We start from the raw sequence: 20,653 nt of genomic DNA, 5'->3' as shown, positions 1-20,653 counted from the left end.
CCACGGCTCCTGTGTGCCGCCGCTCGGTCCGTTCGGCGTATTGTAACCGCTCCTCCCGAGCGGCCGGGAATCCCGGCTGCTGCGGCTGTTATTCCGCCACCCCCCGTTCCAGCGTGTCCTTGAGCCGGTAGAGCGCGTCCAGCGCCTCGCGCGGGGTCAGGCCGTCCGGATCGAGTTCCGCCAGGGCCCGCGCGACGTCCCGCGCCGGCTCGGGTACTTCGGGTGCCCGCGGGGCGGGTTCTTCCGGCGCCGCGGGTGCGGGCGGCTCCGGCGGGAACAGCCCCAGCTGGGGCGAGTCGCTGTCCCGGGCACGGCTTTCCAGATCGGCCAGATGGGTGCGGGCGCGCTGCAGCACGTCGGCGGGTACTCCCGCCAGCGAGGCCACCTGCAGCCCGTAGCTCTGGTTGGCCGGCCCCTCGCGGACCTGATGCAGGAACACGATGTCGTGGCCGTGTTCCACCGCGTCGGTGTGGATGTTGGCCACCGCCGGTTCGCGTTCGGCCAGCGCGGTCAGCTCGAAGTAGTGCGTGGCGAACAGGGTCAGCGCGCGGTTCTCCCGCGCCAGGCGTTCGGCACAGGCCAGCGCCAGCGCCAGGCCGTCGAAGGTGGAGGTGCCGCGCCCGATCTCGTCCATCAGCACCAGGCTGCGCTCGCCGGCGTTGTGCAGGATGCTGGCGGCCTCGGTCATCTCCACCATGAAGGTCGAGCGCCCGGAGGTCAGGTCGTCGGAGGCGCCGATGCGGGTGAAGATGCGGTCCACCGGCCCGATGCGGGCCACGTCCGCGGGCACGAAACTGCCCATGCAGGCCAGCAGCACGATCAGCGCGGTCTGGCGCATGTAGGTGGACTTGCCCCCCATATTGGGCCCGGTGATGACCAGCAGCCGGCGGCTCTCGGGATCCAGTCGGGTGTCGTTGGCCACGAACGGGGTGTCCAGGCTGGCCTCCACCACCGGGTGGCGACCCTGCTCGATGTGGACGCCGGTCTCGGGCACCAGTTCGGGGCGGCTCCAGTCGAGCCGTCGGGCGCGTTCGGCGAGGGTGGCCAGCACGTCCAGCCGGGCCACCGCGTCGGCGATCGCCCGCAGGCGGTCGGCGTGCCCCTGCAGGCCGGCGAGCAGGTCGTCGAACAGCTGGCGTTCGCGCGCCAGGGCCTGTTCCCGTGCGGACAGGATCTCGTCCTCGAAGCGCTTGAGTTCCTCGGTGGTGTAGCGCTCGGCGTTCTTCAGGGTCTGGCGGCGCATGAAGCGCCCGGGCAGCTCCTCCGATCGCGAGCGGCCCACCTCGATGTAGTAGCCGTGCACCCGGTTGTAGGCGACCTTGAGCGTGGCGATGCCGGTGGCCTCGCGTTCGCGCGCCTCCAGGTCTCGCAGGAAGCCGTCGGCGTTGTGTTCCAGATCGCGCAGGCGGTCGAGTTCGGGGTCGAAGCCGGGACGGATCAGGCCGCCGTCGGTGACCCGGATCGGCGGCTCGTCGACCAGCGCGCGGGCCAGGGTTTCGCTCAGTTCCGTCTCCGGCGCGAGTTCGTCGCGCAGGGCGGCGAGGGTGTCGGCCTCGTCTGCGGCGGGCTCCAGGGCCGCGTGCAGGCCGGGCAGGCGTTCCAGCGCCGCCTGCAGCGCGACCAGATCGCGCGGCCGTGCGGAGCCCAGGCTGATACGCGAGACGATGCGTTCGACGTCGGCCATGCCGGTCAGGGCCTCGCGCAGGCCTTGTTCGGCCGCGTGGTCCAGCAGCGTGGCGATGCCCTGCTGGCGTTCCCGCAGCAGGGCCCGGTCGGCCAGCGGCTGGTGCAGCCACTGCGACAGCAGCCGGGCGCCCATGGGGGTGCGGCTGGTGTCCAGCAGGTCGAACAGCGAGCCGCGGCGTTCCCCGCTCAGGGTGCGGGTCAGCTCCAGGTTGCGCCGGGTCGCCGGGTCCAGCATCAGCATCTGGCCGCGGTGTTCGCGCCCGAGCCCGGTGATATGGGCAAGGTTGCCGCGATGCTGTGCCTGCACGTAGGCCAGCAGCGCGCCCGCGGCGGCCAGGCCCAGCACCAGGTCGTCGCAGCCGAAGCCGGCCAGGTCGGTGGTGCCGAAATGGCGGGTCAGGGTGCGCTGCGCGGAGATCGCGTCGAAATGCCAGTCGGCATGATGCCGCGGGGCCCAGGCCTCGATCCCGGGGATCGCCGGGGCCGGGTCGGGGACCAGGCATTCCACCGGGTCGAGACGCGCCAGTTCGGCCTCCAGTTCGGTCGCGTCGGCGACCTCCAGCACCCGGAAACGGCCGCTGGCGAACTCCAGGCTGGCGATGCCGTAGCCTTCGTTGCGGCCACGCACGGCGGCGCTGGCGGCCGGACACACGGCGACCATGCGATTGACCTGGCGGGCCTCCAGCAGGGCGTCCTCGGTGACCGTGCCCGGGGTCACGATGCGCACGACCTCGCGCTGTACCGGGCCCTTGTTCTCGCCCACCTGTCCGGTCTGCTCGCAGATCGCCGCGCTCTCGCCCAGCTTCAGCAGCCGCGCGAGGTAGCTCTCCAGGGTGTGCACCGGGATCCCGGCCATGGGGATCGGCTCGCCGGCCGACTCGCCGCGGCGGGTGAGGGTGATGTCCAGCAGCCCGGCGGCGCGCTCGGCGTCGTCGTAGAACAGCTCGTAGAAGTCCCCCATGCGGTAGAGCAGCAGGGTCTGCGGGTACTCCGCCTTGATCCGCAGGTATTGCTGCATCATGGGGGTATGTTTTGACAGGGCGTCCGCGTCGCTCACTGGCCGTTCCTGCTGTTCGGGGCGTCGGTGGCCGGATTGTAACGGGTCCGGCGGGGGGTGCGGGGGGTTATGTGACGCAATCGCCGGAATGTCCGGGGGCCGCGGGACTTCCCTTGCTCAAGAATTAGAGAGTTCTTATATTAGGAAACACTAAATAACAGGAAAGGAGAGCCCGCATGATTCGGAAGAACCTCGGGGAAGAATACAGCCCGATGTATTTCCTGGGCGCACTGGGGGCCGGTGGCACGGCCGTTACGTTTTTCATGTTCCTGATGTTCATGACGCCCTATGACACCCCGATCCCCACATACGAGGCCATGATGGCGCTGATGGCGGGCGAGGGCCCGCTGATCGCCGTGCTGGTGGGTGCGGCCATGGCCGGCATCCTGTTCTTCGTGGCGCTGCATCTGCGCCTGCTGGTGTGGAACATCCGCGAATACCGGCAGTTTCGCCGGACCGAGGCCTTCACCCGGCTGCGCCGTTCCAACCAGGAAGTGGCCCTGATGGCGATCCCGCTGACCCTGGCCATGACCATCAACGCCGGCTTCATCGTCGGCGCGGTGTTCGTGCCGGGGCTGTGGAACGTGGTCGAGTACCTGTTCCCGCTGGCCATGCTGGCCTTCCTGGCGGTTGGCGCCTTCGCGCTGGTGATCTATTCGCGCTTCCTGGCACGGCTGTTCACCGAGGGGGATTTCGATTTCACCGGCAACAACAACCTGAGCCAGCTGCTGGCGGTGTTCGCGTTCGCGATGATCGCCGTGGGGCTGGCGGCGCCGGGCGCGATGAGCGAGAACCTGGCGATCAACGCCGCGGGGATCTTCTTCTCGCTGACGTTTGCCGCGCTGGCCCTGGTGCTGGGGCTGGTGATGTTCGTGCTGGGCTTCAAGTCGACGCTGCGCTACGGCATCGCGGAGGCGGCCAGCCCGAGCCTGTGGATCGCGATCCCGATCCTGACCCTGCTGGGCATTGCCTTCATCCGTCATCAGATGGGGCTGCACCACGGCTTTGGGGCGCCACTGAACGAGGCGATGCTGTTCGTGTTCACCTCGCTGGTGCTGGGCGCTCAGCTGGTGTTCGGCCTGATCGGCTATGTGGTGATGAAGAAGCTGGGCTACTTCCGTGACTACATCCACGGCGAGAAGAAGAGCCCGGTCAGCTACGCGCTGATCTGCCCGGGGGTGGCCCTGGTGGTCTTCTCCTGGTTCTTCATCAATCTGGGACTGGTGTCCAACGGGGTCGTCGAGCCGTTCAGCGTGGCGTATTTCGCCCTGCTGGCGCCGGTGGTCTACCTGCAGGTGGTGACGATCGCCACGCTGTTCCGGCTGAACCGCAAGCTGCTGCGGGCGGAACCGGCGACCGAGGGCGCCTCGCAGCAGGCGTGATCGCGCCGCCCGATCGGTGCCTGACGGGCGGTGTCCGGGGGTTCCCGGGCGCCGCCTTTTTTTGTCCGGTCAGGCGGTGGCGGCGGGGCGTTCTTCGCGGCCCTCGCGCGACCCGGTTTACCGCCAGGCCTTGCGGAAGGTGGTGCGCAGGGGCGATTCGAGATGCGCGCGGGCGCGTGCCGGGGCGATGCCGTGGTCGCGGCAGAACAGGGCCAGGGCCCAGGCGAGTTCGTCGCGGCCGAGGTCGGCGTCGCGATCGGCCGACGGGCCCTTGCACGCCCCGCAGCCGTTGACCCGCACGCGGAACGCGGTGTTGGCCAGAAAGATGCCGAAGCCCATGCGCGTGGCCACCAGCTCGGCAATGGCGTCGGCATTGCCCTCGGCGGCCGGGGCGGGTTCGCGGATGCCCTCCACCCACCAGGCCGCCAGTTCCTGCGCGAAGGTGCCGACCAGGGCCTGGCGATTCCCGATCAGCTGCGGGTCGTAATGGAAGATGCGCTCGCCGCCGGTGCTGGCCGCGCCCAGCGCGATGACCGGCTGCGGTGCCAGTCCTCCGGGTTCGGCCAGGCGGGCCGCGCGCTGCTCCAGGCCCGCATGCCGGCGGACGCTGGCGAACACCTGCTCGGCCATGCCGTGCGGGCTGTCCGCCTCGCCCGGGAAGTGTTCACGGATGGGCTGCACCAGGGTCGGCGGGTCGAAGGGCCGGTCGGCGGCGGGCTGACGGTCCACCCACGCAAACACCGCGCGGATCCACTCGCGGGTGTCGACATCAAGGACCGGATCGGGCTGGAACAGGCGTGCAAGCATGGCGGGCGCGTTTCTGGAGGTGGTTGATCCATGGTATGCCATTCCGTCCCGTCGCGGCAGCCCCTGCTGCAAGCGCACCGGAATGTGTCAGACTCGGAGTCCGAATCCCCAGGGGCAAGGATGGAGACATGTTTGGCGAGGAGGACCGGCGACGGGATCGTCGCATCCCCGTGGGCGTGACCGGGGAGGCGTACTGGACCGGTTCGGGGCAGACCACGCGGGTGGAAATCCATGACCTGGCCGCCGGCGGCTGTGCGCTGATGACCGGCTTCGAGGTGGATGCCGGGGTGGGGGTGATGGTGACGGTGCCGAGCCCCGATCCGCGCATCGAGAACCTGCAGCGGCGGGGTCGGGTGCTGCGCTGTGACAGCGCGGATCCCGACCGTGAGGGCCGGCGCCGATGGCGCCTCGCGGTGGCCTTTGAAGAAGAACCCACGGGAGACGCGACACCATGACCGAATTGCGCAAGGCGGATGTCACCGGTCTGTCGGCCCTGGTCTATGACCTGGGCGAGCGGATGACTGCGCGCGGGCTGGTCATGGCCACGGTGGAATCCTGCACCGGGGGCGGGATTGCCCAGGCACTGACCGATGTGCCCGGCAGTTCCGCCTGGTTCGAGTGTGGCTGGGTGACCTACAGCAACGCGGCCAAGACCCGTCTGGTGGGCGTGGACCCGGCGTTGCTGGAGGCCCATGGCGCCGTGAGCGAAGAGGTGGCGGCCGCGATGGCCACGGGCGGCCTGACGCACAGTGGCGCCGACCTGTCCCTGTCGGTCACCGGCGTCGCCGGGCCGGCCGGCGGTTCACCGGACAAGCCGGTGGGCATGGTGTGCTTCGGCTGGCAGGCGCGCCACGGAGCCGTGCGCACCGAGACGCGGCACTTCGACGGCGAGCGTCATGAGGTGCGTCGCCAGGCCATGCTGCACGCCCTGGCCTCGCTGCTGGAGCACGAACTGGGCTGAAGCACGCTCCCGCGGAGCGGACCGCGGTGCGCGGAGGCCTACTTCGGTCCGAGCAGCAGCCAGGCGATCAGCCCCAGCAGGGGCAGGAACAGCAGGATCAGGATCCACAGGACCTTCACCACCGGGCCGGCGGGACTCTGTGCGGTCCGGACAATCGCCCAGATGATGATCAGCAGCCAGACAAGGCCCAGAATGCCGGTGATTTCAATGCCCATGCGGTGCTCCGGTAGCGGCGTGTATCGCGTCGAACGCACGGATATCACGTGCAGGGCCGGAACACCAGCCCGCCGGGGCGATAGTCTATACGTAAAAGTTACTGAAGGGTGCCGGCGGCACGGGAGGTATGGTCATGCAGAGGATTCCCGCAACGTCGGGTTCGGGTGCTCCCCCGGATCCGGGCACTCCGACGGGGCGGCCGGAAGAGTGCGACAGCGAGACCGGCGCCGAGGGCACGCCGACGGCCGCCGCCCGGAGTCCGAGCATGCACGAAGGCGTGGAGGTCTGGTGCGACTGCTGCTCCTGCGAGGCCGAGCCCTACTGGCTTGCGGTGGCTGCGGACCTGGGAATCGATCCGGACTGAGGCGTCCGAACTGCCGCGAGGGAACCATGATAAAGGGGTCAGTGACCGACCGAGGGTCCCGCGTGCCCGTCCGTCGGATGTCGGGGCAGGCGAGGGCATCGGCATGAAGATCTGGGTGGACGCGGACGCCTGTCCGGCGGTCATCAAGGAGATCCTGTTCCGGGCCGCGAAGCGCACCGGGGTGGCGATGACCCTGGTGGCCAATCAGCCGGTGCGCACGCCGCCGTCGAAGCTGATCGACTCGATCCGGGTGGGCAGTGGCTTCGACGTGGCGGATAACGAGATCGTGCGGCGGCTCGAGGCGGGTGATCTGGTGATCACCGCGGACATCCCGCTGGCGTCCGATGTGATCGAAAAGGGCGGCGAGGCGCTCAACCCGCGGGGCGAGCTCTATACCCGCGACAATATCCGCGAGCGCCTGAGCATGCGCGACTTCATGGACACCCTGCGCTCCAGCGGGGTCGACACCGGCGGGCCGGCGGCACTGGGCCCGCGCGACCGTCAGGCCTTCGGCAATGCCCTGGACCGCTGGCTGGCGCGTAACACCTAGGGCAGTTCCAGCTGGGTGTATGGTCCGTGTTCGACGATCCCGTCGTCGTCGAACTCGAAGGGCGGTCCGGGCGTCTTCGTTCCAGTGCAGAACCAGCCGAGTGTTGGAGGGCATGCGATGATGTGGAAAGTACTGGCGGTGTTCGCGGGCCTGGCGCTGGTCTGCGCCCCGGTGGCGGCCTCGGACCGCGAGGATCCGGCGGAGCTCGACGGGGTCGCTGTCGAGGAGGTGGTGGAGGAGGATGACGGCGAGGAGGACGCGCTGTCGTTCGACCAGCGTCGGGCGGTGGAGCTGCTGGGCGAAGCGAGCCGGCACTTCGACGAGCTGACCGAGCTGCCGGAAAGCCGCTGGCTGAGGCGCGATCAGCAGAGCGCCCGGGAGGACATCGACGACCTGATCGATGACGCGCTGGAGGTCATGGACGTGCCCGAGATCGTGTCCATGCGCCGCCAGTACCGGGAGCTGGAAGACCGGATCATGACCGAGCAGGAACGTCGGGCCGATCTGCGCGAGGAGCGGATGTTCGCGCCGGATACGGATGCCAGCACGCTCGCTCGGTTCACGCCCACCGAGACCCTGCGCGAGATGACCGCCCGCACCCGGGGTGACTTCGACCGCCTGATCGAGGCACGCGAGCGCAACATCGCCGCCTACGAGGAGGAACTGGAGGCGCTCAAGGGCGAGATGGCCACGGCGCTGGAAGGCGTGGGGCTGTCCATGCCGCCGGACCAGCTGGAACTGTGGATGAGCTCGGCGATCGGCGACGACGTGGTGTCCATGGCGGTGGTGTTCCGCAGCATCCGCACGCTGACGCAGCGTCTCGAGGAGCTCACCCGCGAGAGCGGAGAAAACCTCAATGTGGCCGGTCGTTACTACGGCATGGTGGTGATCCTGCATCGGCTGGTGGTGACCATGCAGGAGCGCTTTGTCGAACGGGTGGACGAGGAGATCGTGCCGCGCCTGGAGGCCTACCGCGAAGAGGCCGACGAGATCATCGCCGAGTCGCGGGAACTGATCCGCGAGGGCGGGCACCGCGACAGCCTGGAGTCCAATATCGCGGCCAACGAGCTGACCCGACAGGCGATCGACCTGTACCTGGAGGTGGTGACCGGCCAGCGCGAACAGGTGGCCGAGGCGCTGGAGATCAGCCGTTACGAGAAGCAGGTAGCGGTCAATACCTACCGGACCGTGCAGCTCAGCGCCAACGTGGCGGATCTGATCCGTGATGGCCTGGACACCTTCGAGACCCTGTCCGAACTGCAGGTCCCGGAGACCGCGGAATTCCGCAACGACAAGATCCGCGAGGAATTCCGCCGTCTGACCGAACGGCTGGAACGGTGAACGGCAGGAAGACCTCCCCGGCGCGCAACGCGTCCTGACCCTGTCCCGTCCCCTCAGCCTCGCGGCTGCTGGCGCACCCACAGGTGGGTGGCGCCGATCACTGCCGCCGGGACCAGCAGCAGGTTGACCACGGGCACCATCGCCAGGAGGGTCGTTCCGGCGCCGAACGCGAGGGTCTCCGGACGCCGTCGGCCCAGACCCTTGCGGATTTCGGCGAAGGTCAGGCCGTCGTTGGCCAGCGGCGGCTCCTGGAACTCCACCGCCAGAACCCAGCTGCCGAAGACGAACCAGGCGAGCGAGGCCAGCAGGTTGAGGCCGGGAATGACGGTAATCAGCAACACCGGGATGAACAGCAGCGCGTAATAGCCGAACTTGCGCAGGGCGGTGGCCGTGGCGTGGCCCATCTCGCCCGCCAGCGAGCGCGCGGGCTGGCGCGGTTCGTGGCCGAGGCCCCGGGCGGTGCGGTAGGCCAGCGGTCCGGAGAAAGGACTGGCGATGATCGCGGCCAGGGCCACCGCGGAGACCCCGAAGCCCACCAGCAGGGTCAGCACGAACAGCGGCCAGAGCAACCAGGCGAGCCAGTCCCAGCCGGCCGGCAGCCAGGTGTCCAGCAGGATCTCGAAACCGAATCCGGCGGCGATACCGACCCCGATGATGACCGCGATGTTGATCAGCAAGGGCCCGATGACCAGGCCGCGCAGGCCCGGGTCGAACACGCGCGCCAGCCCGCGAAACGGCGCGAGGAACGCGAACAGGGCGTTCATCCCGCCTGCCACTGGGCCAGCCATTGGGGAATCTCTGCGGCGGGCATCGGGCGTGCGATGCCGTAGCCCTGGACGACCTCGCAGCCGAGTGCCCGCAGGCGCTCGCCCTGCTCGGGGGTTTCCATGCCTTCGGCGATGATCTGGCGCTGGAATACCTGGGCGAGCTGGATGATGCCTTCCAGCAGGGCGAGGTCGTCGGGGTCCTCAAGCATGTCGCCGACAAAGCTGCGGTCGATCTTGACCACCTGTACCGGGATGCGCTTGAGGTAGGAAAGCGATGAGTAGCCGGTGCCGAAGTCGTCCAGCGAGAACTGCACGCCCAGCTTGGCGCAGCGTTCGATCACGCGCGAGACGTGGGCGAGGCTGGCGAGGGCGCTGGATTCGAGGATTTCCAGTTCCAGGCTGTTGGCGGGCAGATCGGGGAAATTTCCGAGCAGCCCGGCGATCTGCTCGGCGAAGTCCGGCTCCTGCAGGTGCAGCGCGGGGACGTTCACGCTGACCGGCAGGTGGATGCCGCCTGCCTGCCAGGCACTGACCTGCTCGAGGGCCTGTTCCATCACCCAGCGGCTGACATCCACTTCCAGCGGCTGTTCCAGCAGGTCGTCGAGGAAGGCGCCCGGGGGCAGCAGTCCGCGTTCGGGATGTTGCCAGCGGATCAGGGCCTCCGCGCCGATGACCTCGCGGGTACGCAGGTTCACCTTGGGCTGGTAGAACAGCACGAACTCCTCGCGTTCCAGCGCGAGCTTCAGCCGTTCGAGGGTCTCGTGGCGATCGCGCAGGCGACGATCCCCGGCGGCGTCGAAGAAGTACGGCCGGTTCTTGCCCTGCAGCTTGGCCTGGTAAAGGGCCTGGTCGGCCTGACGCAGCAACTGTTCGCCGTCCACGTCCTCGTCGGCCTGCGGATAGGTGGTCACGCCGATGCTGGCATTGCAGCTCAGGTTCTGCCCGTCGATCGGGATCGGCCGCTGCAGCGTGCGCAGCAGCTCGTCGATCAGGGCGCGACACTGCTCGTCGCTGTCGAGGTTGACCAGGACCAGGACGAATTCGTCGCCGGCCAGCCGGGCCACGGTGTCGCCCTCGCGGCGACCGGCCTCCAGCCGCCGGGCGAGTTCCAGCAGCATCCGGTCACCGGTCGCGTGTCCCCATTGCTCGTTGATGTCCTTGAAGGCGTCCAGGTCCAGGTACGCCACGCAAACCCGGCGGCTTTGGCGCGTGGCGAGCTGCATGGCCTGGCGCAGACGGTCGAGCAGCAGGACGCGGTTCGGGAGTTCGGTCAGCGGGTCGTAATGCGCGAGGAATTCGAGCCTCTCCTGGTATTCCCGGCGTTCGGTGATGTCGGAGAACAGGCCCACGTAGTGCAGCAGCTCTCCGTGTTCGTCGCGTACCGCGCTGATGGTGCCCAGCTGCAGGTAGAGCTCGCCGTTCTTGCGCCGGTTCCACAGTTCGCCGTGCCAGTAGTCGTTTTCCCGCAGGTCCTGCCACATCCGGCGATAGAACGCTGCGTCCTGGCGTCCGGAACCGAGGATCGACGGGTTGTGACCCTCGACCTCTTCCGGTGTGTACCCGGTCAGCCGGGTGAAGGCCTCGTTGACCATCAGGATCCGGGACTGCGGGTCGGTGATGATGATCGCCTCGTTGGCGCTGGTGAACACGCTGGCGGCGAGTTTCTGGCGTTCCCGCGCCCGCTTGTGTTCGCTGATGTCGCGGAACAGGGTGACCGCGCCGGTCCGGACCCCTTCCTGGTACAGCGGCCGGCTGGAGACCTCCACCGGGATCAGGCGGCCATCCTGATGGCGGAAGGTTTCCTCGCCCTCGAAAACCTGCCCCGTGGTCACGCGCTGGCGGATGGGGCAGTCGCGCTCATCGGGGTACAGGTTGCCCGCGTGACGATGGAACCGGGTGTGGGCGTCCTTGCCCAGCAGGTCCTCCGGCCGATAGCCCAGGATCTCGCCGGCCGCGGGGTTGATGAAGGTGATGCGGCCCGCCTCATCCTGGGCGTACAGGCCCTCGGCCATGGTGTTGGTGATGGCCTGCTGGTAGGCGCGCTGGTTGCGCAGACGTTCACGGGAAGTCACCAGCCGCAGCAGCAGGAGCAGGGCCAGGCCGATCAGCAGCGTGGCGCCCAGCGCGGCGGCGGCGAATTCGCGCCGGAACACGCCGGTCAACGGGTCCGGGGTGTAGGCGACCACATAGGCCACGCGGTCCCCGGCCGGATCGGTGATCGGCAGCAGATTGGCCGCCCAGGTCGCGCCCTCCAGCCCGACGGAGAGCACCCCTCGCGCCCCCGCATCGATCGCCTCGGCGGTGCGCGGGTCATCGGCCAGCTGCTGGCTGATCGCACGGATCTCTTCCGACGGCGGCCGGGGCGAGTCGGGAAACACCAGACTGGTGTCCTCGATGACGTAATCCGGGTGCAGGCAGGAGGTCTCGTACAGCGAGAGGAAACCCGGCGGCACCTTGTCCTCCACTGCGTCGCGCCGCAGGATCAGCTGGAACTCCCGGGTTTCGTCCAGCTCGTTCATCATCTCGCGGACGTAGCGAAACGGGATGCTGAACTCCACGCTGCCGACGAATTCGTCCCCGTCGTGCAGCGGATAGACATAGCGAAAACCGGACAGCGAGCGCCCGGTCTCGAACCCGGCCGCCGGTTCCCGGGTGCGGTGAACTTCGCGGATCAGTGGTCGCGTCGCGTACAGGTCATCACCGTGGTATTCCGGCGAGAAAAAGCGCAGAAAGCTGATTCCCTCGGCGGTGTGGAAATGCAGTTGCCGCATTTCGCCTTCGCGCAGGCGGTCATAGGTTGGCCACAGGGTGCGATACAGCCGCCCGCGCAGGCGGGCGCGCTCCGCCTCGTCCTCGGCCTGCTGGCCCGCGCGCAGCAGTTCCACGACCTCGGTGCGATTGACCGCTTCGCGGAAGTACGCCTGCGCGGCGAGGTCAAAACTGTTGACCGCGGCCTGGTAGGCGGTGTCGAGCGTCGCGGTCTGGCGCTGTTCGTGCATGCCTGCCTTGTCCTGCCAGTTCAGATACAAAAACAGCAGGACGAGCACCCAGGCCGCCGCGGCCAGCAGCCAGATGACGCGGCGATCCAGGGTCATGGTGCGGGGGCCGTCAGGTCGGGGAGTCCGAGCTCGGGAATCGCGACCTCGCCGTGCAGCCGCCGTACCGCCGCGTAATCCTCATCGTCGACCGCCTGCGCGCCGTAGCGCAGGCTTTCGCCCCATTCGGCCATACGTTCGGCGTCCCGGGCCGATTCTGCGGGCCGCAGACGAACCAGCGCCTCGCGCAGTTCCTGCAGCCGTGCGTCGCTGACGGTATCGCGATTGGCGACCAGAGCGAAGCCGGGCAGCGGTTCGCTCTCGGCCACCGTCACCAGGCCCAGGTGCGCATAATTGCGCGCGATGTGTGTTTTCAGTCCCCCGGCGAGGGCCTCGCCGCGCACGACGGCCAGGGCCACGTCGTCGTGGTGGCCGAGGTAGCGGTAGTCGGTGGCCGCGAGCCGGGTGCCGCCGTCGCGCAGCAGGTGCGCGGTGGCCAGATAGCCGCAGGTGGACAGGGGCTGGGTCAGTGCCACCGGCTGGTCGGTCAGATCGTCCAGCGGGCGGCGCTCGTCGGCGAACATCACCACCGAGCAGGTGTACTGCGCCTCACCTCCGGGTTCGCGGAAGGCCACCACCGGTGTGGCCTCGGGGTAGCGGGCGCGCAGCGAGACATAGGGCAGGGGACCCAGATAGGCCAGGTCCACCGTGCCGTTGTGGAAACGTTCGAGGATCTCGTCGTAGTCCGTGGCGTAGCGGATCTCGAAATCGACCTCCAGTTCCTGGCTCAGGTACTCGAGCATCGGCTGCGTCTCGCGCATCACCGTTTCCGGATCCTGCATCGGCAGCGGGGCAAACTGCAGGGTCCCGGCGAAGGCCAGACCGGGCAGCAGCCCGCACAACAGAAGCGGGATCCGGAAAAGTCGTGCGTTCAGCATGGACACAGGCTAACACTACTTCGGCGATGCGACGGCCAGGCAGGCGGCGCGTGCCCCGTGGCGTTGGATCACGGTCCATTCCTCGATGTACAGACCGGCGGCATCCAGCTGGGCGCGAAAGTCTTCCTCGTAGGTGACGCGGCCGAAGTCGATGCTGGTAAGCCTGCGCAGGGCGGGCTTGAGCCGCTCCAGCATCGGTGACGGGCGCTGCTGGATGGTCTGGGTGAAGTAGATCCGCCCGCCCGGGCGCAGCAGGCCGATGCAGTGGCGCAGGGCCCCGACCGGGTCGGGCAGCAGCATGAAACTCCCGGAGAAATACACCGCGTCGCAGGGCTCGCCGTTGTGGTCGTACACCGACCGCCAATGCACCGTGACCCGGTCGGACAGTGCCGCTGCCGCGACCTGCCGGCGGGCACGGTCGATGTAGTCGGCGTCGATGTCGATGCCGGTCACGGTGAGGTTCTTCTGCCTGACGGTGTCCGTATTGGCCAGCAGCGCGCCGGCGGTGCCGATGCCGACGTCCAGCAGGTGCGCGCCCGGCGGCAGACGCTCGAGGACCGCGGCGTACCAGCGCGCGGTCATGCGCAGAATCAGGCTGTCGTAGACCAGGCTGCGGAACATGCGGGCAGGATACCGGATCGGTCGTGGCGGCGCGGCCCCCTGCATATGGAGGGGTTGCCGGGGCGGGGGACCGTTTAAGCTTCCGGGCGACGGGCCATGACGGCCCGCGAACTTCCTGCCGGAGTGCTTGCATGCGTGATCGGGTACTGGTGACTTCCCTTCTGCTGGTCGCCGTGAACGGCCTTCCACTGGCCGGCGTGGTGTTCTTTGACTGGACGGTCTACGAGGTCCTGCTGCTGTTCTGGGCAGAGAACCTGGTGATCGGCCTGTTCACCGTGACCCGGTTCGTGACCCTCGCACGCCGCAAGGGCGAGAACCGCGCATGGTTCATGGCGCCGTTCTTCCTGTTCCATTACGGCATGTTCACCATGGTCCACGGCATTTTCGTGGTGACGATGTTCCGGCCCGATGACCATGCTGCGTCCGACTTCGGCCTGATGATCCCGTTTCTGGCGCTGCTGCTGAGCCACGGCACGTCCTACGTGCTGAACTTCATCGGCCGGCGCGAGTACGAGAGCGTGACCGCCAACGAGGTGATGGTCGCGCCGTACAAGCGGATCGTCGTCCTGCATGTCACCATCCTCGCCGGCGGCGGACTGGTTACGTATCTGGGGTCGCCCATGGCGGCGCTGGCCCTGCTGGTGGTGCTCAAGACCGCGATCGACGTGTTCACGCATGTGCGCGAGCACCGCAGAAAGCGTGCCGCCGAACGCCGCGAGCGCGAGACCGGCCGCGCCGACAGCCACCCCACAGAAGGGAGAGAAGGGGACGCCAGGGAATGGATCCGGAGAAGGCCCGCGGTCGCATGGGTGGTCGCGGCCCTTTTTGTGCTTGCGGGATGCGGCGTCGACGTGCCGCAGGACGAGCGGACCGTGCTGCATGTCGGGCTGTACGAGAACGAGCCCAAGATCTACACCGATGCCCGGGGGCAGCCGGCCGGGCTGTTCCCGGTGCTGCTGGAGGCCCTGGCCGAACACGAGGGGTGGCGCCTGGAGTATCGGGACTGCCAGTGGGCCGAATGCCTGGCGCAGCTGGAGCAGGGCGAACTGGATCTGATGCCGGATGTGGCCCTGACCGGGGAGCGCGAGCAGCGGTTTCGTTTCCACGAGGTGCCGGTGGCGCAGTCATGGAGCCAGGTGTACGCCCCGCGCGAGGCGTCGGTGCGCTCGCTGGAGGATCTGACGGAGCGGCAGGTGGCGGTGCTCGAGGACTCGGTGCACGAGGACTGGCTGTCGTCGGCGGCAGAGGGGGCACGTCTGGTGCGGCGCGAATCCCTGGACGGGGTGCTGGCAGCGGTGGGCGAGGGGGCTGCGGATCTTGCAGTGAGCAACAATTTCCACGGCGGACGGCACGCGGCCCGGCATGGTCTGTTCGAAACGCCGCTGTCCTTCGACCACACCGGGCTTTATTTCGCCGCCTCGCCCACGCTGGATCCGGCCGTCCTGGAGGCCGTGGACGGCCATCTGGCGACCTGGAAGGGTACGCCCGATTCGCCCTATCACCGTGCCATGGCGGAAACGCTGAGCCCCGAGGTGCGGGGTGTGTTGCCGGCCTGGGCCCTGCCGGTGCTGGGTGTCTTCGCGGGCGTGGCGGTGGCCCTCGGGGGGCTGGTGCTGACCCTGCGCTGGCAGGTGCAGCGGCGCACGCGCGAGCTGGAGCGCGCAAGCCGGCGTTTCCGGCACCTGCTGGACAGCTCCCCGGTGGTCATCTATTCGCTGCCTCCCGATACGCGCGACCTGACCTGGGTCAGCGGCAATCTTGCGTCGCTGTTCGGGTGTTCGCCGGAAGAGGCCCTGCAACCCGACTGGTGGCGCGAGCATGTCCACGCGGAGGACCGCACGCTGGCCCGGCGGGCGCGCGAACAGGCGCGGGAACAGGGGCATGCAGTGGTCGAGTACCGTTTGTTCGATGCACAGGGGCGGGTGCGACGCGTGCGCGACGAAATGCAGCGGGTCCCTGTGCACAACGGGCGCGGGGAGGCACGTGAGGAGATCATCGGCAGCTGGACCGATCTGACCCAGACCTTCGAGCAGCGCGAGCAGTTGCGGCTGCTGAGCCATTACGACACCCGGACCGGTCTGCCCAACCGGGTCCTGCTGCATGACCGTATCGGGCACAGCATCGAACTGGCGATGGGCCTGGACGGTGCGACCCGGTTGCTGGTGCTGCTGGATCTGGACCGGTTCAAGGGACTGAACGAGACCCTTGGCACGGCGCTGGGGGATCAGCTGCTGCTCGGCGTGGCGCAGCGGCTGTCGCAGTATGTGGCGGCGCAGGACACGGTGGCGCGCTCCGGGCCCGACGAATTCGGTCTGTTGCTGGAAGCCCCGGCCGCGGGCGCGGCGCGGGAAGAATGGCTGAATGGTCTGCTGGCCGAGCTGCGCCGGCCCTTCGAGCTGGCCGGGCGTGCACTGCGGATCACGGTCAGCGCGGGCTGCGCCGAATTTCCCCGTGATGGCGCGACCACCGAGGAGCTGTTCACGGCCGCGGAACTGGCGCTGGACGAGGCGCGGCGTGGCGGGGGGGATCGCTGGGAGGTCTATGCTACCGGGCTGGGCGAGCGGACTTCGCGACGCACGCTGCTGGAGCACGACCTGCGCGAGGCCCTGGTGCGCGAGGAGTTCGAACTGTTCCTGCAGCCGCAATACAGTCTGGATCCGTTCGTCCTGACCGGGGTCGAGGCCCTGGTGCGCTGGGAACATCCGGAGCGGGGAAGGCTCTCGCCCGGCGAATTCATCCCTCTGGCCGAAGAGACCGGGCTGATCGGAGCGATCGACCGCTGGGTACTGGACCGGGCCTGTGCGCATCTGGCCACGCGCGATGCCGAGGGAAGCCACGTGCCGCGCATGGCCGTCAACCTGTCGGTGATGGAGCTGGAGGGCGGCGAGCTGACGCCGGCGGTGCGCGAGGCGCTGGAACGCCATGGCCTGCAGCCCCATCGGCTGGAGCTGGAGGTCACCGAGACCATGCTGATGACCAGTCCGGAGGCCGCGATGGCCGAGCTGGGCCGGCTCAAGGCCCTGGGCGTGGCGCTGGCGATGGACGATTTCGGCACCGGCTATTCCAACCTGGCGCTGCTCCACCGGATGCCGCTGGACCGGCTCAAGCTGGATCAGTCGCTGGTGCTGGAAATCGGCCGTTCCGGTTCCAGCGAGGACATCATCCGCGCCATCATCGCACTGGCGCGGACCCTGGATCTGGAGGTGCTGGCCGAGGGCATCGAGACCGAGGCGCAGCGGGATTTCCTGCTGCGGGTCGGGTGCCGCGAGGGGCAGGGGTATCTGTGGTCCCCTCCGGTGCCGGCCGAGCAGTGCCCCTGCCGTGACTGAACCAGCCCGCGCTGGCTTGTAATGGGGCCGGGAAGGCCGTATGGTGGGGGATTACCGAACGCCTCGCCCGTCAGCGTCCGTTCACTTGATCGTTTCGATCCCCCCGATGTCGTCTTCCCCGATGGGTGCCCCTTGGCCGAGCGTTGAGCGGCGGGTTGCGCTGGAGCACTCATGTCTTCCGAACCGACTTTTGCCGGCCTGAATCTGGCCGAACCCCTGCTGCGCGCGCTTTCCGCCGCCGGCTACACCCGTCCCACGCCGATCCAGGCCGGGGCGATCCCCGAAGTACTGGCCGGTCGCGACCTGCTGGCCGCAGCCCAGACCGGCACCGGCAAGACCGCCGGCTTCACCCTGCCGATCCTGCAGAAGCTCGCGGAAAATCCGCCGGCGCGCGCCGGCAACGGCCGTCCGCGCGCCCTGGTGCTGACCCCGACGCGGGAGCTGGCTTCCCAGGTTCACGATTCGGTGAAGACCTACGGCCAGCATCTGGAGCAACGCTCCATGACCATCTTCGGCGGGGTGGGCATGAATCCGCAGATCCGCGCGCTGCGCAGCCGCATGGACGTGGTGGTGGCCACGCCCGGGCGCCTGCTGGATCACGCGAACCAGAAGACGATCGACCTGTCCGGGGTGGAGATCCTGGTGCTGGACGAGGCGGATCGCATGCTCGACATGGGCTTCATCCGCGACATCCGCAAGCTGATCGCGATGCTGCCGAAGAAGCGCCAGAACCTGATGTTCTCGGCCACCTTCTCCAATGACATCCGCAAGCTGGCCGATGGCCTGCTGACCGACCCGGCCTGCGTGGAAGTCGCGGCGCGCAACACCGCCTCGGAGAGCGTGGAGCAGAAGGTCCACCTGGTGGAAAGCCATCAGAAGCGGGATCTGCTGAGCCATCTGATCCGCAGCAACGACTGGGAACAGGTGCTGGTGTTTACCCGCACCAAGCACGGCGCCGACCGCCTGGCGGACAAGCTCACCAAGGACGGCGTTCAGTCGGCGGCGATCCATGGCAACAAGAGCCAGAACGCCCGCACCCGGGCGCTGGAACAGTTCAAGTCCGGCCGCGTGCCGGTGCTGGTGGCCACCGACATCGCCGCGCGCGGGCTGGACATCGACCAGCTGCCGCAGGTGGTCAATTTCGAGCTGCCCAACGTGCCGGAGGACTACGTCCACCGCATCGGCCGCACCGGTCGTGCCGGCTGTGAAGGTTCGGCGCTGTCGCTGGTCGGCGGCGACGAGCTGAAGCTGCTGGCCGGGATCGAGAAGCTGATTCAGCGTCCGATCGAGCGGATGGAGACCGACGGCTACGCGGCGCCGCAGCCGGTGGCGGATGACCGCCCCCGCCGCGGCCGTGGCAAGGGCAGTGGTGCTCCCCGTGGCAAGGGCAACGGAAATGGCGCCGGCAACCGTTCCGGACGCGGCGGCGGTGGTCCGCGTCAGGGGCAGGGCCGCGGCACCGAAGGCCGGGGCCGCGGTCAGGCCGCCTCCGGGCGCCGCTGACACGGTTTTCCCGGTGTCGCGGCGCGGCACCGGGGAATGCGGGGCGAGCGTCTTCCATCCGCTCCCGAAGAAATGTGAAGCAGTACACGAAACGCACCTCCCGGGGTGCGTTTTTTCGTGGGGCTCAAGGCGGCTGGAGATTGGCCGTCAAAGGGATCAGGAACCGGAGGATGACGATGAAGATACAGGGCCTGCGCCTCAAACTGATCCTGCTGGTGATCGCGGTCAGCACCATCCCGCTGTCCATCATGGGCGGGGTGACCTTCCACAGCATGAAGGGCCAGCTGAACGCGAGCCTGGAACAGACGCTGATCAACGTCGGCGAGCAGGTGCAGGCCGCGGTCGACCGGCGCGTGGTGGAACACGGTCAGGCCCTGCGCAGCGTGGCCCGGGCCGATCTCGCCGATCCGCGGGATGCCGAAACGGCGCTGGAAGGGTTGCGTGCCGAGTACGAAGGGTTCCGCTGGGCCGGCCTGCTGGACGACGCCGGGGCAGTCCTGGCGGAGTCGGGGCGCATGGCCGAACGCGCCGGGGCGGGCCCGGGCGCCACCCGTGACGGCAAGGTGCGCGCGGCGCAGGCCGGTGACCGCCTGCTGGATGTCGACGTCGGGGCGGATTCCGCCGACGGGCGCTTCATCACCTACCTGGAACCCCTGGATGACGGCCGGGTCCTGGCGGCGCAGCTGCCGATGGACGCCGTCAAGGCGGTGTCCGACCGCGTGGCGATCGGAGAGACCGGTCGCGTCACGCTGTTCAATGGCGACGGACGGCTGATCGGGCACCGCGACATGGGCCGCTTCGGCTATGACATGAGCGACTACACCATCATGCAGGCCCCGCTGCGCCATCGCGAAGGGGACCCGGGCGGCGAATTCCTCAGCGGCGACGGTGACCGCAAATGGGGTCTGACCCGGATGCTCCCGGAAATGGCGGAGGAGTATGACGTCCATTGGGGCCTGATCGTGGATCAGACACTGTCGGAGCTGTACGCGCCGGTGAACATGCTCTGGTGGCTTCTGTGGGCGCTGTGGATCGTGGCGTTCCTCGTCGCGCTTGTGATCGGCTGGATCTATGCCGGTGTTCTGACCCGGCCGCTGGAGCGTCTGGCTACTGGCCTGGAAGCGGTGGGCAGCGGCTCGGCGGATCTGGGGTATCGCGTGGATATCGCCACGCGCGACGAGATCGGCCGCACCGGCCGTGCGTTCAACCAGGTGATGGAACGGCTGTCGGGACTGATAGGCCAGGTCGCGGACGCGGCCGACGGCATCGCCGCCTCGGCGCGTCAGCTGGAAGGGCGCAGTGCGGAACTGAGCCGGGCGACCGGCGAGCAGCGCAGTGACGTGGAGCAGGTGGTGACGGCGATGAACGAGATGTCGGCCACCGTGCAGGAGGTTGCGAACAATACCCAGAGCACCGCGGAGCAGGCCGATCAGGCGACTCAGGCGGTGCATGGGGGGCGCGACGTGGTGTCCGCCACGCAGGAGACCATCAATGCCCTGGCCGGGGAGATCAACCGCTCGCGCGACGTGATCGACGAGCTCAAGGGCGACAGCGACAACATCGGTACGATCCTGCAGGTGATCGAGGAGATCGCCGACAAGACCAACCTGCTGGCGCTGAACGCGGCCATCGAGGCGGCACGTGCCGGGGAGGCCGGACGCGGCTTTGCGGTGGTGGCGGACGAGGTCCGGCACCTGGCGCAGCGCACCAACGACTCCACCGGGGAGATCCGCGGGATCATCGAGCGGCTGCAGGGCGCGGCCGGCCGTGCGGTGGAGGCCATGGATGCCAGTCAGCAGCAGGCCGAATCCAGCGTTGGCAAGGCGGACGAGGCCCGCAGTTCACTGGACGCCATCGACCAGTCGGTCAGCACCATCGACGACATGACCCGGCAGGTGGCCAGCGCCACCGAGCAGCAGAGCCAGGTCGCCGAGGAGATCAACCGCAACGTGCACCATATCAACGATCTGGCGGCCCAGAGTGCCGACGGCGCGACCGATATGCAGCAGGCGGTGGAGGCCCTGGAGGGCCTCGCCCGACAGCTGCAGCAGGAGGTCGCCGGCTACCGCAAGTCCGGCGACTGAGGCGAACCCGGG

General features: G+C 68.5%; 15 protein-coding genes. 8 read left to right on the top strand and 7 right to left on the bottom strand.

Going from position 1 to position 20,653, the window contains the following annotated elements; genetic code table 11:
• Positions 1–88: 88 nt before the first annotated feature.
• On the bottom strand, positions 89–2,743 hold the full coding sequence (mutS, locus tag F788_RS0105350; protein ID WP_019589504.1) for a DNA mismatch repair protein MutS: 2,655 nt from the start codon (positions 2,741–2,743) through the stop codon (positions 89–91).
• Between the two features lie 176 nt (positions 2,744–2,919).
• Here mutS and F788_RS0105345 point away from each other — a divergent pair, with 176 nt between their 5' ends.
• Positions 2,920–4,125 (top strand): hypothetical protein, encoded by a 1,206-nt coding sequence (locus F788_RS0105345; protein ID WP_019589503.1) that lies wholly within the window; start codon positions 2,920–2,922, stop codon positions 4,123–4,125.
• Between the two features lie 117 nt (positions 4,126–4,242).
• Here F788_RS0105345 and F788_RS0105340 read toward each other — a convergent pair whose 3' ends face one another.
• A complete protein-coding gene (locus F788_RS0105340; RefSeq protein ID WP_019589502.1) occupies positions 4,243–4,932 on the bottom strand; it encodes a hypothetical protein in 690 nt (229 codons plus the stop codon).
• A gap of 128 nt (positions 4,933–5,060) precedes the next feature.
• Here F788_RS0105340 and F788_RS0105335 point away from each other — a divergent pair, with 128 nt between their 5' ends.
• Together F788_RS0105335 and F788_RS0105330 are read left to right on the top strand one after the other, a co-directional pair.
• Entirely contained in the window at positions 5,061–5,387 is a 327-nt protein-coding gene (locus F788_RS0105335; RefSeq protein WP_019022428.1) for a PilZ domain-containing protein, read from the top strand.
• Entirely contained in the window at positions 5,384–5,893 is a 510-nt protein-coding gene (locus F788_RS0105330) for a CinA family protein (protein ID WP_019589501.1), read from the top strand. Before F788_RS0105335 ends, F788_RS0105330 begins: the two co-directional genes overlap by 4 nt.
• A gap of 38 nt (positions 5,894–5,931) precedes the next feature.
• Here the strand turns inward: F788_RS0105330 and F788_RS13615 are convergent, their stop codons facing one another.
• Complete coding sequence (locus tag F788_RS13615) at positions 5,932–6,108, bottom strand: PLDc N-terminal domain-containing protein (RefSeq protein WP_018870463.1); 177 nt, start codon at positions 6,106–6,108, stop codon at positions 5,932–5,934.
• A 468-nt stretch (positions 6,109–6,576) separates the two neighbouring features.
• On the opposite strand from F788_RS13615, the gene F788_RS0105315 reads away from it, so the two are divergent.
• Together F788_RS0105315 and F788_RS0105310 are read left to right on the top strand one after the other, a co-directional pair.
• The gene (locus F788_RS0105315) at positions 6,577–7,023 is read left to right on the top strand and encodes a YaiI/YqxD family protein (RefSeq protein ID WP_019022430.1); all 447 of its coding nucleotides are present in this window, start codon (positions 6,577–6,579) and stop codon (positions 7,021–7,023) included.
• A gap of 117 nt (positions 7,024–7,140) precedes the next feature.
• Positions 7,141–8,364, top strand: a complete 1,224-nt coding sequence (locus F788_RS0105310; protein WP_019022431.1) for a hypothetical protein — start codon at positions 7,141–7,143, stop codon at positions 8,362–8,364.
• A 53-nt stretch (positions 8,365–8,417) separates the two neighbouring features.
• Here F788_RS0105310 and cysZ read toward each other — a convergent pair whose 3' ends face one another.
• The 4 genes from cysZ to F788_RS0105290 are packed head-to-tail and all read right to left on the bottom strand — an operon-like array spanning position 8,418 to position 13,725.
• Positions 8,418–9,128, bottom strand: coding sequence for a sulfate transporter CysZ (gene cysZ, locus F788_RS0105305; protein ID WP_019589500.1), 711 nt, complete (start codon positions 9,126–9,128; stop codon positions 8,418–8,420).
• Complete coding sequence (locus F788_RS0105300) at positions 9,125–12,226, bottom strand: EAL domain-containing protein (protein WP_019589499.1); 3,102 nt, start codon at positions 12,224–12,226, stop codon at positions 9,125–9,127. The genes cysZ and F788_RS0105300 overlap by 4 nt, the downstream gene beginning before the upstream one ends.
• Positions 12,223–13,104, bottom strand: a complete 882-nt coding sequence (locus F788_RS0105295) for a PhnD/SsuA/transferrin family substrate-binding protein (RefSeq protein ID WP_019569921.1) — start codon at positions 13,102–13,104, stop codon at positions 12,223–12,225. The genes F788_RS0105300 and F788_RS0105295 overlap by 4 nt, the downstream gene beginning before the upstream one ends.
• Before the next feature lie 15 nt (positions 13,105–13,119).
• Entirely contained in the window at positions 13,120–13,725 is a 606-nt protein-coding gene (locus F788_RS0105290; RefSeq protein ID WP_019589498.1) for a bifunctional 2-polyprenyl-6-hydroxyphenol methylase/3-demethylubiquinol 3-O-methyltransferase UbiG, read from the bottom strand.
• 131 nt (positions 13,726–13,856) lie between these two features.
• On the opposite strand from F788_RS0105290, the gene F788_RS0105285 reads away from it, so the two are divergent.
• From F788_RS0105285 to F788_RS14270, 3 genes are all read left to right on the top strand, one after another.
• Complete coding sequence (locus F788_RS0105285) at positions 13,857–17,054, top strand: EAL domain-containing protein (protein WP_019589497.1); 3,198 nt, start codon at positions 13,857–13,859, stop codon at positions 17,052–17,054.
• A gap of 171 nt (positions 17,055–17,225) precedes the next feature.
• A complete protein-coding gene (locus tag F788_RS0105280; protein WP_019589496.1) occupies positions 17,226–18,557 on the top strand; it encodes a DEAD/DEAH box helicase in 1,332 nt (443 codons plus the stop codon).
• 170 nt (positions 18,558–18,727) lie between these two features.
• Complete coding sequence (locus F788_RS14270) at positions 18,728–20,641, top strand: methyl-accepting chemotaxis protein (RefSeq protein WP_019589495.1); 1,914 nt, start codon at positions 18,728–18,730, stop codon at positions 20,639–20,641.
• Positions 20,642–20,653 lie beyond the last annotated feature (12 nt).

Source organism: Thioalkalivibrio sp. ALE10 (assembly GCF_000381385.1).
Classification (GTDB): Bacteria; Pseudomonadota; Gammaproteobacteria; order Ectothiorhodospirales; family Ectothiorhodospiraceae; genus Thioalkalivibrio.
Note: the sequence above shows the minus strand (reverse complement) of the source record. Positions and strands in the feature narration are given on the sequence as shown.

Bases quoted from the DNA above. Each gene is read 5' to 3' on its own strand.
- F788_RS0105335 (WP_019022428.1), top strand. From the start codon at position 5,061: ATGTTTGGCGAGGAGGACCGGCGACGGGATCGTCGCATCCCCGTGGGC.
- F788_RS0105290 (WP_019589498.1), bottom strand. From the start codon at position 13,725: ATGTTCCGCAGCCTGGTCTACGACAGCCTGATTCTGCGCATGACCGCG.
- F788_RS14270 (WP_019589495.1), top strand. From the start codon at position 18,728: ATGACGATGAAGATACAGGGCCTGCGCCTCAAACTGATCCTGCTGGTG.
- F788_RS0105285 (WP_019589497.1), top strand. From the start codon at position 13,857: ATGCGTGATCGGGTACTGGTGACTTCCCTTCTGCTGGTCGCCGTGAAC.
- cysZ (WP_019589500.1), bottom strand. From the start codon at position 9,128: ATGAACGCCCTGTTCGCGTTCCTCGCGCCGTTTCGCGGGCTGGCGCGC.
- F788_RS0105295 (WP_019569921.1), bottom strand. From the start codon at position 13,104: ATGCTGAACGCACGACTTTTCCGGATCCCGCTTCTGTTGTGCGGGCTG.
- F788_RS13615 (WP_018870463.1), bottom strand. From the start codon at position 6,108: ATGGGCATTGAAATCACCGGCATTCTGGGCCTTGTCTGGCTGCTGATC.
- F788_RS0105340 (WP_019589502.1), bottom strand. From the start codon at position 4,932: ATGCTTGCACGCCTGTTCCAGCCCGATCCGGTCCTTGATGTCGACACC.
- F788_RS0105345 (WP_019589503.1), top strand. From the start codon at position 2,920: ATGATTCGGAAGAACCTCGGGGAAGAATACAGCCCGATGTATTTCCTG.
- F788_RS0105280 (WP_019589496.1), top strand. From the start codon at position 17,226: ATGTCTTCCGAACCGACTTTTGCCGGCCTGAATCTGGCCGAACCCCTG.
- F788_RS0105310 (WP_019022431.1), top strand. From the start codon at position 7,141: ATGATGTGGAAAGTACTGGCGGTGTTCGCGGGCCTGGCGCTGGTCTGC.
- F788_RS0105330 (WP_019589501.1), top strand. From the start codon at position 5,384: ATGACCGAATTGCGCAAGGCGGATGTCACCGGTCTGTCGGCCCTGGTC.
- F788_RS0105315 (WP_019022430.1), top strand. From the start codon at position 6,577: ATGAAGATCTGGGTGGACGCGGACGCCTGTCCGGCGGTCATCAAGGAG.
- F788_RS0105300 (WP_019589499.1), bottom strand. From the start codon at position 12,226: ATGACCCTGGATCGCCGCGTCATCTGGCTGCTGGCCGCGGCGGCCTGG.